A 14,388-nucleotide genomic window follows, 5' to 3' on the forward strand; every position below is an offset into this window, starting at 1 on the left:
ATTTCATTTCTGATTGAAATCGGGTTTGCCTTCTGATACGACTGCAGAATGCAAGTTTGGTCGGACACTATATCCAAGCGATGTAGTGTTGTCCGCCAGTGATTGGTAGTGGCCAATCGCCAAATCTTTGTACAGTCGCTGAATTCGGAGATGAAATGAACTATAGCTTCACCGAACGCAAGCGAGTCCGTAAAAGCTTTGCTAAGCGAGTAAATAACCATCAGGTTCCTTACCTGATCGCAACGCAGCTGGAGTCCTACGCTAAATTTTTACAGGCTGATAAGCCGGCTACTTCTCGCATTAACGAGGGATTACAGGCTGCCTTTACATCAGCATTTCCAATTGTGTCCAACAACGGTTATGCACGTATGGAATACGTGTCTTATCAGTTGTCACAGCCACCGTTTGACGTTAAAGAATGTCAACAACGTGGTTACACATACCACTCTGCCTTGCGCGCAAAAGTTCGCTTGATTATTTATGATCGCGAAGCGCCTACTAAGGTTAAAGAAGTAAAAGAGAGCGAAGTCTACATGGGTGAAATTCCACTCATGACAGAAAACGGCTCTTTCGTGATCAACGGTACTGAGCGTGTGATCGTTTCTCAGTTACACCGTTCCCCAGGAGTGTTCTTTGAGCACGATAAGGGCAAAACCCACAGCTCTGGTAAGTTGCTGTTTTCAGCAAGAATCATTCCTTACCGTGGTTCATGGCTCGATTTTGAGTTTGATCCAAAAGATATTTTGTATTTCCGCGTTGACCGTCGTCGTAAGATGCCTGTCACCATTTTGCTCAAGGCAATTGGCTTAAACAACGAGCAGATTCTTGCAAACTTCTTCAACTTCGATCATTTCTCATTGACCGCTAACGGCGCATCAATGGAATTTGTTCCAGAGCGTTTGCGTGGCCAGTTGGCTAGCTTTGATGTGGTTGATAAGAATGGCGTTGTCGTCATTCAAAAAGACAAGCGTATCAATGCTAAGCATATTCGCGAACTAGAAGCTGCTAAGACAAAAACAATTGTTGTTCCAGACGACTACCTAGTAGGCCGTGTGGTTGCACGTAATATTGTTGATCCAGATTCTGGTGAAATCTTGGCTTACGCTAATGATGAAATCACTGAAGAGTTGTTGGCGACATTGCGCGATGCTGGCATCAAGCAATTGGAAACCATCTACACCAATGATTTGGATTCTGGTGCATACATTTCTCAGACATTGCGTACTGATGAAACTGCTGATCAAACAGCTGCGCGTATCGCCATCTACCGCATGATGCGTCCTGGTGAGCCTCCAACAGAAGATGCTGTTGAGGCTTTGTTCCAGCGCTTGTTCTATAGCGAAGATACCTATGATTTATCTCGTGTTGGCCGTATGAAGGTCAATAGCCGTCTTGGCCGCGCTGAGATGGAAGGCCCGATGGTCTTGTCGAACGAAGATATTCTCGACACTATTAAGTCCCTTGTAGATTTACGTAACGGTAAAGGCGAAGTAGACGATATCGATCACTTAGGTAATCGCCGTGTACGTTGCGTTGGTGAATTGGCAGAGAATCAATTCCGTGCTGGTTTATCACGTGTAGAGCGTGCGGTTAAAGAACGTCTCGGTCAAGCCGAAACAGAAAACCTCATGCCGCATGACTTGATTAATAGCAAGCCAATCTCTTCTGCTATTCGTGAGTTCTTCGGTTCTTCACAGTTGTCCCAGTTTATGGACCAGACCAACCCACTCTCAGAAATCACGCACAAGCGTCGTATTTCTGCGCTGGGACCTGGTGGTTTGACACGTGAACGCGCTGGCTTCGAAGTGCGCGACGTGCATCCAACTCACTATGGACGTGTTTGTCCGATCGAAACTCCAGAAGGTCCAAACATTGGTTTGATCAACTCACTCGCGTTATTCGCGCGTTTGAATGAGCATGGCTTCCTCGAGACTCCATACCGCAAGGTTTCCAATAGCAAGGTAAGCGATGAGGTGGTTTACCTCTCTGCGATTGAAGAAGCGAAGTATGTGATTGCTCAGGCAAATGCGACGATCGACAAAAATGGTAAGTTGGCTGACGAATTAGTTTCTGCTCGTCAAGCTGGTGAAACCATGATGGTGAGCCCAGAGCGCATCGATTTCATCGACGTTGCTCCTAGTCAGATCGTTTCGGCTGCTGCTTCACTAGTGCCATTCTTGGAGCACGATGATGCGAACCGCGCATTGATGGGTGCGAACATGCAGCGTCAAGCAGTTCCTTGCTTGCGTCCAGATAAGCCATTGGTTGGTACAGGTTTAGAGCGTATTGTTGCGGTTGACTCCGGCACTGTAGTGTTGGCAGCCCGAGGCGGTGTTGTGGATTATGTTGATGCGAATCGCGTTGTGATCCGTGTGAACGATGATGAAACCGCTGCTGGTGAAGTCGGTGTGGATATTTACAACCTCATCAAGTACACCCGTTCAAATCAAAATACCAATATCAACCAGCGTCCAATCGTGCAGGTTGGCGATCGTGTAGCCCGCGGCGACGTAGTTGCTGACGGTGCATCTACCGATTTGGGTGAATTGGCTTTGGGTCAAAACATGACTGTGGCATTTATGCCATGGAACGGTTACAACTTCGAAGATTCGATCTTGATCTCTGAGAAGGTTGTTGCTGATGATCGCTACACCTCTATTCATATTGAAGAATTGTCTGTAGTTGCTCGCGACACCAAACTTGGTTCAGAAGAAATTACGCGCGATATCTCCAATTTGGCAGAGTCACAACTCTCTCGTTTGGATGAGAGCGGTATTGTGTACATCGGTGCTGAAGTAGAAGCTGGTGACGTACTGGTTGGTAAGGTCACTCCAAAGGGCGAGACTACTCTCACCCCTGAAGAGAAGTTACTGCGTGCGATCTTCGGTGAGAAAGCGTCTGATGTTAAAGATACTTCTTTGCGCGTTCCATCAGGTATGGTTGGCACTGTTATCGATGTTCAAGTCTTCACTCGTGAAGGTATTGAGCGCGATGCTCGTGCACAGTCGATTATTCAAGAAGAATTGCAACGCTACCGTTTGGATTTGAACGATCAGTTGCGTATTGTTGAAGGCGATGCCTTCATGCGTTTAGAAAAGCTGTTGGTTGGCAAAGTTGCTAACGGCGGCCCTAAGAAATTAGCTAAAGGCACCAAGATCGACAAGGATTACCTTGCTGATTTGGATAAATACCATTGGTTTGATATTCGTCCAGCAGATGATGAAGTTGCTTCCCAAGTTGAAGCGATCAAGTCTTCTATCGAAGCAAAGCGTAAGCAGTTTGATGAGGCGTTCGAAGAGAAGCGTACCAAGCTTACCCAAGGCGATGATTTACAGCCTGGCGTAACGAAGATGGTGAAGGTTTACTTGGCAGTTAAGCGTCGCTTGCAGCCTGGTGACAAGATGGCCGGTCGTCACGGTAACAAAGGTGTGGTCTCTAAGATTGCTCCTGCTGAAGATATGCCATTTATGGCTGACGGACGTCCTGTTGATATCGTCTTGAACCCGTTGGGCGTTCCTTCCCGTATGAACGTTGGTCAGATCTTGGAAACCCACTTAGGTTGGGCTGCTCAAGGTATTGGTAAGCGTATCGATGAAATGGTTCGTCAACAAGCGAAGCAAGCTGAACTACGTAAGTTCTTCAAGCAGCTTTACAACGAGACTGGCCGTCAAGAAGACATCGACAACTTCACTGATGAGCAAATCTATGCATTGGCTGAGAACTTACGCCAAGGCTTGCCATTTGCAACCCCAGTGTTTGATGGTGCTACCGAAGCCGAAATTGGCCGCATGCTTGAATTGGCATACCCAGAAGAAGTTGCCAAGTCATTGCAGATGACTCCATCACGCCAGCAAATGGTTTTATTTGATGGCCGTACTGGTGATCAGTTCGAGCGTCCTGTAACTGTTGGCGTAATGCACGTCTTGAAACTCCACCACTTGGTTGATGACAAGATGCATGCGCGTTCAACCGGACCTTACTCCTTAGTAACGCAGCAGCCATTGGGCGGTAAAGCTCAGTTTGGTGGTCAGCGCTTTGGTGAGATGGAAGTCTGGGCCCTCGAAGCATACGGCGCTTCATATGTCTTGCAAGAAATGCTGACAGTGAAGTCCGATGATGTCACAGGCCGAACCAAGGTTTATGAAAACATCGTCAAGGGCGAGCACACGATTGATGCTGGCATGCCCGAATCCTTCAACGTTCTGGTGAAAGAGATCCGTTCGTTAGGTATTGACATTGACATGGAGCGCAACTGATATGAAAGCATTGCTCGATTTATTTAAGCAAACGCAGGGTGATGAGCAGTTTGATGTCATCAAGATTGGCCTCGCATCCCCTGAGAAGATTCGCTCATGGTCTTTTGGTGAAGTGCGCAAACCAGAAACCATCAACTACCGGACTTTTAAGCCCGAGCGTGATGGTTTGTTCTGCGCCAAGATTTTTGGACCAACCAAAGACTACGAGTGCTTATGCGGTAAGTACAAGCGCTTAAAGTTCCGTGGCGTTATCTGCGAGAAGTGCGGCGTTGAAGTTACTCTCGCTAAGGTGCGTCGTGAGCGCATGGGCCACATTGAGTTGGCAGCCCCTGTTGCGCACATTTGGTTCTTAAAGTCCCTGCCATCCCGTTTGGGTATGGTTCTCGATATGACATTGCGCGATATCGAGCGCGTTCTTTACTTTGAAGCATATGTAGTAGTGGATCCTGGCATGACTCCTGAAGGCGCAATGAAGCGCGGTCAGATCATGTCTGAAGATGAGTACATTGCTAAAACTGAAGAGTATGGTGACGGTGCATTTACCGCCATCATGGGCGCGGAAGGTATTCGTGAACTCTTGCGTTCGATTGATATCGATCGCGAAGTAGAAACGATTCGTGCTGAGTTAAAAGCAACTGGTAGCGATGCCAAGATCAAGAAATACGCTAAGCGCTTAAAAGTGCTTGAGGCGTTCCAAAGCTCAGGCATTAAGCCTGACTGGATGATCATGGAAGTATTGCCAGTATTGCCACCAGAGTTGCGCCCATTGGTGCCATTGGATGGCGGTCGCTTTGCTACCTCTGATTTGAACGACCTCTATCGTCGTGTGATTAACCGTAACAACCGTTTGAAGCGTTTGTTGGAATTGCGCGCACCAGAGATCATCGTTCGCAACGAAAAGCGTATGTTGCAAGAGGCGGTTGACTCCTTGCTCGATAACGGTCGTCGCGGTAAGGCTATGACAGGCGCTAACAAGCGTCCTCTCAAGTCATTGGCTGAGATGATTAAAGGTAAGAGCGGTCGTTTCCGTCAAAACTTGCTCGGTAAGCGCGTTGACTACTCTGGTCGTTCAGTGATCGTGGTTGGTCCTACACTGAAATTGCATCAGTGCGGCTTACCAAAATTGATGGCGCTCGAGCTGTTCAAGCCATTTATTTTTAACAAGCTTGAGACTTTAGGCATTGCAACCACTATCAAGGCTGCGAAGAAAGAAGTTGAAAGCCAGACGCCAATCGTTTGGGACATTCTCGAAGAAGTGATTCGTGAACATCCAATCATGTTGAACCGTGCACCTACATTGCACCGTCTCGGCATTCAGGCTTTCGAGCCAATGTTGATTGAAGGTAAGGCAATTCAGTTGCACCCATTAGTCTGCGCGGCATTTAACGCGGACTTCGACGGTGACCAAATGGCGGTTCACGTTCCTTTGTCGCTCGAAGCGCAAATGGAAGCACGTACATTGATGTTGGCTTCGAACAACGTATTGTTCCCAGCTAACGGCGAGCCATCTATCGTTCCTTCACAGGACGTGGTGTTGGGTCTGTACTACGCTACACGTGACAAGATTAATGGCAAAGGCGAAGGCATGGTGTTCGCCAATATTACTGAGGTAGTACGTGCATATGAAGCAGGTCAAGTTGAATTGGCTTCTCGTGTTGCTGTGCGTATCACTGAGTATGAAGTAGTGGATAAGAAGGCAGAAGGCGATGCGCGTTTTGCTGAAAAGACCAAGATCTACCAAACCTCAGTTGGCCGTGCGATCTTGTCTGAGATTTTGCCTAAGGGTATGTCTTTCGAGGAAATTAACAAGCCTTTGAAGAAAAAAGAAATCTCTCGTTTGATCAACACTTCATTCCGCAAGTGCGGCTTACGCGAGACGGTGATTTTTGCTGATCGATTGTTGCAGTCTGGTTTCCGCTTGGCTACTAAAGCCGGTATCTCGATTGCAATCGACGATATGTTGATTCCATCTTCTAAAGATCGCATCATTACTGAAGCGTCTACTAAGGTTAAGGAATACGACAAGCAGTTCATGTCAGGTCTCGTAACCAATCAAGAGCGTTATAACAACGTGGTTGATATTTGGGGTGCTGCAGGTGACCAAGTTGGCAAGGCCATGATGGATGAGTTGTCACACGTTGATGTGCTTGACCGAAACGGTAAAACAGCTCGCCAAGAATCCTTCAACTCCATCTATATGATGGCGGACTCTGGTGCGCGTGGATCTGCTGCGCAGATTCGTCAGTTGGCTGGTATGCGTGGTTTGATGGCTAAGCCTGACGGCTCCATTATTGAAACCCCGATTACCGCGAACTTCCGTGAAGGTTTGAATGTGTTGCAGTACTTTATTTCGACTCACGGTGCTCGTAAGGGTCTAGCCGATACTGCGTTGAAGACAGCGAATTCTGGTTACTTAACACGTCGTTTATGTGACGTTACCCAAGACCTCGTTGTGATCGAAGAAGATTGTGGCGCGACAACTGGTGTAACGATGAAAGCGCTTGTTGAGGGCGGTGAAATTATCGAAGCATTGCGCGATCGTATTTTGGGTCGTGTATGTATCGGTGACATCGTTCATCCTGATACACAAGAAGTAATTGTTCCAAATGACACATTGCTCGATGAAGATCACGTTGATCAAATCGTGGCATTGGGTATCGACGAAGTTAAAGTTCGCACCGTACTTTCTTGCCAAACCCGTTACGGTTTGTGCGCTAAGTGCTACGGACGTGACCTAGGTCGTGGTGGATTGGTAAACGTTGGCGAGGCAGTGGGTGTGATTGCTGCTCAGTCAATCGGTGAGCCAGGTACACAGTTGACCATGCGTACATTCCACATCGGTGGTGCGGCATCACGCGCTTTAGTTGCAAGCAATATTGAAGCCAAATCGAATGGTTCCTTGAAGTTCTCTGGCACGATGCGTGTTGTGAAGAACGCGAAGGGCGAGCAGATCGTGATTTCACGTTCTGGTGAAGCTTTGATCGTTGATGACAACGGTCGTGAGCGCGAGCGTCATAAAGTGCCTTACGGTGCAACCCTCTTGTTAAAAGAAGGTGCGGCAGTCAAGGCAGGCGCAAGCTTGGCGACATGGGATCCATTAACCCGTCCGATTATTTCTGAGTACGCTGGTATCGCTCGCTTCGACAACGTTGAAGAGGGCGTCACTGTTGCGAAGCAGGTCGACGAAGTTACTGGTCTTTCCACTTTGGTAGTCATTGACGGTAAGCGTCGCTCTGCTGCAAGCAAAGGCGTTCGCCCAGTGATCAACTTGGTTGACGACAAGGGCAATGATGTAATGATTGCTGGTACTGATCACCCAGTAAACATTGGCCTCCAAGTGGGCGCTTTGATTACTGTTAAAGATGGTCAAAAGGTCGAAGTCGGTGAAGTATTGGCACGTATTCCAATCGAATCACAGAAGACTCGCGACATTACCGGTGGTTTGCCACGCGTTGCAGAATTGTTCGAAGCACGTTCACCAAAAGATGCTGCTGTATTGGCAAAAGTGACCGGAACAGTTTCCTTTGGTAAAGAAACCAAAGGTAAGCAACGCTTGGTCATTACCGATATGGATGGCGAAGCCAATGAATTCTTGATTCCAAAAGAGAAGCAAGTTCTTGTTCACGACGGTCAAGTAGTGAACAAGGGCGAGATGATTGTGGAAGGTCCTGCTGATCCACATGACATTTTGACTCTCAAAGGTATTGAAGAGTTGGCGATTTACATCGTTGATGAAGTACAAGACGTTTACCGTCTCCAGGGTGTGAAGATTAATGACAAGCACATTGAAGTCATCGTGCGTCAGATGTTGCGTCGTGTTCAGGTAACTGATCCAGGCGACACTACATTCATCCCTGGTGAGCAAGTAGAGCGTTCTAAGCTCTATGACGAGAATGACCGCGTCATCGCCGAAGGTAAGCGCCCAGCTTCATTCGACAACGTATTGCTTGGTATTACTAAAGCATCCTTGTCGACAGACAGCTTCATTTCAGCGGCTTCCTTCCAAGAAACCACCCGCGTATTGACCGAAGCCGCAATTATGGGCAAGACCGATACACTTCGTGGCCTCAAGGAAAACGTCATTATTGGTCGTCTGATCCCTGCTGGTACCGGCTTGTCGTATCGCCGCGCTCGCAAGGTCAGAGAGCAATTCGAGCGTGATCGCGCTCAAATGATTGCTGCCGAGGAAGAAGCAATGGCTAGCGCCCCTGTGGAAATAGAGGCTGAAGTCATCGCTCCTACTGGGGAGGCTGATCCAAGCTAATTTGGTAATTCTGGCCACAAATGGCCAGTTTTCCCCCATTTTGGTTGACGGGGAAGGCTGGCCAAGCTAGAATGCTGAGTTCTACTGATTCAGAAGAGGGCCTTTTTGACCTAGAAATTCTCTAAGTCATTGATTTTCTTGAAGAAAGCAACAAAGAAGTACTAACCGAGCTATTTTTATGCCAACAATTAATCAACTATTACGCAAGCCAAGAACAAGGCTTACCGTTAAAAGCAAGAGCCCTGCGCTGCAAAACAGCCCGCAGCGCCGTGGTGTATGTACCCGCGTGTACACAACCACTCCTAAAAAGCCTAACTCTGCGCTTCGTAAAGTGGCCAAAGTTCGCTTGACCAATGGTTTTGAAGTGATTTCATACATTGGCGGTGAAGGCCATAACCTCCAGGAACACTCTGTAGTGTTGATCCGTGGTGGTCGTGTAAAGGACTTGCCAGGTGTGCGTTACCACATCGTTCGCGGTTCTTTGGACTTGCAAGGTGTTAAAGATCGTAAGCAAGCACGTTCTAAATACGGTGCTAAGCGCGCTAAGAAAGCTGCTTAATTTCTGATTAAGCAGTTGAAGTTTTTTGTAGTAAGTCATTGCAGTGAGTCACTTTTGTCAGACTTAAAAGACAAGTAAGTGGCTGTTCCGTTTAAGAATTTTCTTAAATAGTAGGACAGCCGGAGCGGGTAGTTCATGTGAACTGCCCCTAACTGAACTGAAGGAGTAGTTATGCCACGTCGTCGTGAAGTTCCCAAACGGGAAATTTTGCCGGATCCAAAATTCGGTAATGTAGAAGTAGCTAAATTCATGAACGTCCTCATGTTGGACGGCAAGAAATCGGTTGCAGAGCGTATCGTTTACGGTGCCTTTGATCACATCGAGAAAAAAGCAAACAAAGAACCCCTCGAAATTTTTTCAACAGCCATGGGCAACGTTAAGCCAATGGTTGAGGTGAAGAGCCGCCGCGTTGGTGGTGCTAACTATCAAGTTCCTGTTGAAGTTCGTCCATCACGTCGTTCCGCTTTGGCAATGCGCTGGTTGCGTGAAGCTGCAAAGAAGCGTGGCGAAAAATCGATGGCTCAACGTTTGGCCAACGAATTATTGGAAGCTGCTGAAGGTCGTGGCGGCGCAATGAAGAAGCGTGAAGAAGTTCACCGTATGGCAGAAGCTAATAAGGCTTTCTCACATTTCCGCTTCTAATCGAATAGTTAAGAAAAGGCATAAACAGTGGCACGCAAAACCCCCATTGATCGATATCGCAATATTGGTATCTCTGCGCACATTGACGCAGGCAAAACAACTACTACTGAACGCGTTCTGTTCTACACCGGTGTTAATCACAAGATTGGTGAAGTTCATGATGGCGCAGCTACCATGGACTGGATGGAGCAAGAGCAGGAGCGTGGCATCACGATTACTTCTGCTGCAACTACAGCCTTCTGGAAGGGCATGGCAGGTAATTATCAAGAGCACCGTATCAACATTATTGATACCCCAGGACACGTAGACTTCACGATTGAAGTTGAGCGTTCCATGCGTGTTCTCGATGGCGCTTGTATGGTGTATTGCGCGGTAGGTGGCGTTCAGCCACAGTCTGAAACAGTTTGGCGTCAGGCTAACAAGTATGGTGTTCCACGTTTAGCATTTGTGAACAAGATGGACCGTACGGGCGCGAATTTCTTCAAAGTGTACGAACAGATGAAGGCTCGTTTGAAAGCGAACCCAATCTTGATTCAAATTCCAATTGGCGCTGAAGAAAATTTCCAAGGCGTTGTGGATTTGGTCAAGATGAAGGCGATCGTTTGGGATGATGCTTCACAAGGCACTAAATTCACTTACGAAGATATTCCTGCAGAATTGCAAGCTAGCGCTGAAGAATGGCGCGAGAAAATGGTCGAAGCAGCTGCTGAAAGCTCAGAAGAGTTGATGGACAAGTATCTCGGCGGCGAAGAATTAAGCGAAGAAGAAATTAAGAAGGCGCTTCGTACTCGTACGATCGCTGGCGAAATCGTTCCAATGCTTTGCGGAACTGCCTTTAAGAACAAAGGTGTTCAGGCGATGTTGGATGCCGTGATTGATTACATGCCATCACCAGTAGATATTCCTCCAGTTAAGGGCGAGTTGGAAGATGGCACTGAGACTGAGCGTAAAGCTGATGACAATGAGAAATTCTCAGCATTAGCATTCAAGATCATGACTGACCCATTCGTTGGTCAGCTGATCTTCTTCCGCGTGTATTCAGGTGTGATCAATTCAGGCGACACAATCTACAACCCAATTAAGGGTAAGAAAGAGCGTATTGGTCGTTTGTTACAGATGCATGCTAACCAGCGTGAAGAGATTAAAGAAGTTCGCGCAGGCGACATCGCTGCTGCGGTTGGTCTGAAAGATGCAACAACAGGCGAAACATTGTGCGACCCAGACAATATTGTGATTCTGGAGCGCATGGAATTCCCTGAGCCAGTGATTTCTCAGGCGGTTGAGCCTAAGACTAAGGCTGACCAAGAGAAAATGGGTCTTGCATTGAACCGATTGGCTCAAGAAGATCCGTCATTCCGTGTGAAGACTGACGAAGAATCAGGTCAAACCATTATTTCTGGTATGGGCGAGCTCCACCTAGAGATCTTGGTTGACCGTATGAAGCGTGAGTTCGGTGTAGAAGCAACTGTTGGTAAGCCACAGGTTGCATACCGCGAAACGATTCGTAAGACTTGCGACGAAGTCGAAGGCAAGTTCGTTAAGCAGTCTGGCGGTCGCGGTCAGTACGGTCACGTAGTATTGAAGCTTGAGCCACAAGAACCAGGCAAAGGCTTTGAATTCGTTGACGCTATTAAGGGCGGTGTAGTTCCACGTGAATACATCCCTGCAGTAGAAAAAGGCATTATTGAAACATTGAACTCCGGCGTATTGGCTGGCTATCCAGTGGTTGACATCAAAGCAACCCTGTTCTTCGGCTCATACCATGACGTTGACTCCAATGAAAACGCATTTAAGATGGCGGGCTCTATGGCGTTCAAGGATGGTATGCGTAAGGCAGCTCCAGTATTGCTTGAGCCAATGATGGCAGTTGAAGTTGAAACTCCAGAAGATTTCATGGGTAACGTGATGGGTGACCTTTCTTCACGTCGCGGCATTATGCAAGGTATGGATGACATTCCTGGCGGCGGCAAGATTGTTCGTGCAGAAGTTCCTCTCGCAGAGATGTTTGGTTACTCCACTGGCTTGCGTTCTTTAACGCAAGGTCGTGCAACCTACACCATGGAATTTAAGCATTACGCAGAAGCACCTAAGAACGTAGCAGAGGCAGTTATGGCTGCTAAAGCGAAGTAATTTATTCACATTAATTTTGATATTGACTAGCTAAGAAGGCAGACAAAAATGGCAAAAGAAAAGTTCGAGCGGACAAAACCGCACGTAAACGTAGGCACCATCGGTCACGTTGACCACGGTAAAACCACCTTGACAGCGGCAATTGCAACTGTGCTCTCAAAAGCATTCGGTGGCGAAGCGAAAGCATACGATCAGATCGATGCGGCTCCAGAAGAAAAAGCACGTGGTATTACGATTAACACAGCACACGTTGAGTATGAGACTGCTGGTCGTCACTATGCACACGTTGACTGCCCAGGACACGCTGACTACGTTAAGAACATGATTACTGGTGCTGCGCAGATGGACGGCGCAATCTTGGTTTGCTCTGCTGCAGACGGCCCTATGCCACAAACTCGTGAGCACATCCTCTTGGCACGTCAGGTTGGCGTTCCTTACATCGTGGTGTTCTTAAACAAGTGCGACATGGTTGACGATGCTGAACTCTTAGAGCTCGTTGAAATGGAAGTACGTGAACTCCTGTCTAAGTATGACTTCCCAGGCGATGACACTCCCATCATCCGTGGTTCTGCTAAGTTGGCATTAGAAGGCGACGAAGGCCCATTGGGTAAAGAAGCCATCATGAAATTGGCTGAAGCACTCGATACTTACATCCCAACTCCAGAGCGTGCTGTTGATGGCTCATTCTTGATGCCAGTAGAAGACGTGTTCTCTATCTCTGGTCGCGGTACTGTAGTAACTGGTCGTATTGAGCGCGGCATCATCAAGGTTGGTGAAGAGATTGAAATCGTTGGTATCAAGCCAACTCTCAAGACCACTTGTACTGGTGTTGAAATGTTCCGCAAATTGCTCGACCAAGGTCAAGCAGGTGACAACGTCGGTATCTTGTTACGTGGTACAAAACGTGAAGAAGTTGAGCGTGGCCAAGTATTGGCTAAGCCTGGTTCTATCACTCCACACACCCACTTTACTGCTGAGGTTTACATCCTTGGTAAAGACGAAGGTGGTCGTCATACTCCATTCTTTAACAACTATCGTCCACAGTTCTACTTCCGTACAACGGACGTTACTGGTTCAATCGAGTTGCCAAAAGACAAAGAGATGGTGATGCCTGGTGATAACGTCACCATTACCGTCAAACTCATCGCCCCAATCGCGATGGAAGAAGGTTTACGTTTTGCGATCCGTGAAGGTGGCCGTACTGTTGGCGCCGGCGTGGTTGCAAAGATTTTGGCTTAAGAAGTAGGTATTACTAGTAACAATATTTAGCGGTTTGCTAACCGGTGACATCAGTGCTGCTGATGTCACCGCGCTCTTTAGATGTATAACGTGGCAGCACCACACCGCTCTTTGGAATTAATATGCAAAACCAAAAAATTCGTATTCGTCTTAAAGCGTTTGATTACCGTTTAATCGACCAGTCTGCAGCTGAAATCGTTGATACAGCTAAACGTACTGGTGCAGTTGTAAAGGGTCCAGTACCTTTGCCAACTCGTATTGAGCGTTTTGACATCTTGCGTTCACCACACGTAAACAAGACATCTCGTGATCAGTTAGAGATCCGTACCCATCTGCGTTTGATGGATATTGTTGATCCTACAGAGAAAACCGTAGATGCTTTGATGAAATTAGACCTCCCAGCAGGTGTGGACGTCGAAATTAAGTTGCAATAATTTGCTGTTTCCAGTCTCGGCACTTGCCAAGACTGGGTTTTCGGGATAGAATCTATGGCTCTGCTGAGTGAAATTTGGCAGATTTAGTGGTTTTATTAGCATTAAAAACGTTGTAAGTTATTGATTTAGAAGTACTTTTACTTGTAAATCACTTAAATTAATTTTGCCGACCAATCGAAGTCGGCGTGGAGCATGAATATGAGCTTAGGCTTAATCGGCCGCAAGGTCGGCATGACCCGTCTTTTTACGGACGAAGGGGAAGCGATTCCTGTCACCGTAATTGACGTGAGCGACAACAGAATCGCTCAAATCAAGACCCAGGCAACTGATGGCTATGACGCTATCCAGTTGGCACATGGCACACGTAGAGCTACTCGCGTTACCAAATCAATGGCTGGTCACTTTGCTAAAGCAGGTGTGATGGCTGGTAATGCACTTAACGAATTCCAATTAGATGCAGCAAAAATCGCAGAAATGACGCCAGGACAAGTAATTCCTGCTGACGCTGCGTTCACTGCTGGTCAAAAAGTGGATGTGCAAGGCGTAACAATCGGTAAGGGTTACGCGGGTACCATCAAGCGTTATCACTTCGCTTCTGGTCGCGCATCACACGGTAACTCTAGATCACACAACGTACCAGGCTCTATTGGTATGGCCCAAGATCCAGGTCGTGTTTTCCCAGGTAAGCGCATGACTGGCCACCTTGGTGACGTTACACGTACCGTACAAAATTTAGTCATCGCACGCATTGATGCAGAACGCAATCTCATCATGGTTAAAGGCGCTATTCCAGGTGCCCCAGGCGGTAAAGTTATTGTTACTCCAGCGGTTAAAACACCGTTGAAGAAGAAATAAGGAGAGCGA

The 14,388-nt window shown here is 47.4% G+C and carries 8 protein-coding genes; all 8 read left to right on the top strand.

The features are described from left to right. Positions 1-155: 155 nt before the first annotated feature. Entirely contained in the window at positions 156-4,256 is a 4,101-nt protein-coding gene (gene rpoB, locus NHB35_RS00270; RefSeq protein ID WP_353432391.1) for a DNA-directed RNA polymerase subunit beta, read from the top strand. Between the two features lies 1 nt (position 4,257). Continuing rightward, complete coding sequence (gene rpoC, locus NHB35_RS00275) at positions 4,258-8,520, top strand: DNA-directed RNA polymerase subunit beta' (protein WP_353432392.1); 4,263 nt, start codon at positions 4,258-4,260, stop codon at positions 8,518-8,520. Positions 8,521-8,698: 178 nt separating this feature from the next. Next, on the top strand, positions 8,699-9,079 hold the full coding sequence (gene rpsL / locus NHB35_RS00280) for a 30S ribosomal protein S12 (protein ID WP_068947691.1): 381 nt from the start codon (positions 8,699-8,701) through the stop codon (positions 9,077-9,079). A gap of 171 nt (positions 9,080-9,250) precedes the next feature. Continuing rightward, complete coding sequence (gene rpsG / locus NHB35_RS00285) at positions 9,251-9,721, top strand: 30S ribosomal protein S7 (protein WP_068320103.1); 471 nt, start codon at positions 9,251-9,253, stop codon at positions 9,719-9,721. 27 nt (positions 9,722-9,748) lie between these two features. Beyond that, positions 9,749-11,851, top strand: coding sequence for an elongation factor G (gene fusA, locus NHB35_RS00290; RefSeq protein ID WP_353432393.1), 2,103 nt, complete (start codon positions 9,749-9,751; stop codon positions 11,849-11,851). Positions 11,852-11,899: 48 nt separating this feature from the next. Continuing rightward, on the top strand, positions 11,900-13,090 hold the full coding sequence (gene tuf, locus NHB35_RS00295) for an elongation factor Tu (RefSeq protein ID WP_353432387.1): 1,191 nt from the start codon (positions 11,900-11,902) through the stop codon (positions 13,088-13,090). A 122-nt stretch (positions 13,091-13,212) separates the two neighbouring features. After that, positions 13,213-13,524, top strand: coding sequence for a 30S ribosomal protein S10 (gene rpsJ, locus NHB35_RS00300; protein ID WP_011901899.1), 312 nt, complete (start codon positions 13,213-13,215; stop codon positions 13,522-13,524). A 198-nt stretch (positions 13,525-13,722) separates the two neighbouring features. Continuing rightward, positions 13,723-14,379 (top strand): 50S ribosomal protein L3, encoded by a 657-nt coding sequence (gene rplC / locus NHB35_RS00305; protein ID WP_173956647.1) that lies wholly within the window; start codon positions 13,723-13,725, stop codon positions 14,377-14,379. The last annotated feature ends 9 nt before the right edge of the window (positions 14,380-14,388 follow it).

Source organism: Polynucleobacter sp. MWH-UH23A (genome assembly GCF_040409805.1).
Lineage (GTDB): Bacteria > Pseudomonadota > Gammaproteobacteria > Burkholderiales > Burkholderiaceae > Polynucleobacter.

Coding starts and splice junctions, on each gene's coding strand:
- rpoB (WP_353432391.1), top strand. CDS start 156: ATGAACTATAGCTTCACCGAACGCAAGCGAGTCCGTAAAAGCTTTGCT.
- rpoC (WP_353432392.1), top strand. CDS start 4,258: ATGAAAGCATTGCTCGATTTATTTAAGCAAACGCAGGGTGATGAGCAG.
- rpsL (WP_068947691.1), top strand. CDS start 8,699: ATGCCAACAATTAATCAACTATTACGCAAGCCAAGAACAAGGCTTACC.
- rpsG (WP_068320103.1), top strand. CDS start 9,251: ATGCCACGTCGTCGTGAAGTTCCCAAACGGGAAATTTTGCCGGATCCA.
- tuf (WP_353432387.1), top strand. CDS start 11,900: ATGGCAAAAGAAAAGTTCGAGCGGACAAAACCGCACGTAAACGTAGGC.
- rpsJ (WP_011901899.1), top strand. CDS start 13,213: ATGCAAAACCAAAAAATTCGTATTCGTCTTAAAGCGTTTGATTACCGT.
- rplC (WP_173956647.1), top strand. CDS start 13,723: ATGAGCTTAGGCTTAATCGGCCGCAAGGTCGGCATGACCCGTCTTTTT.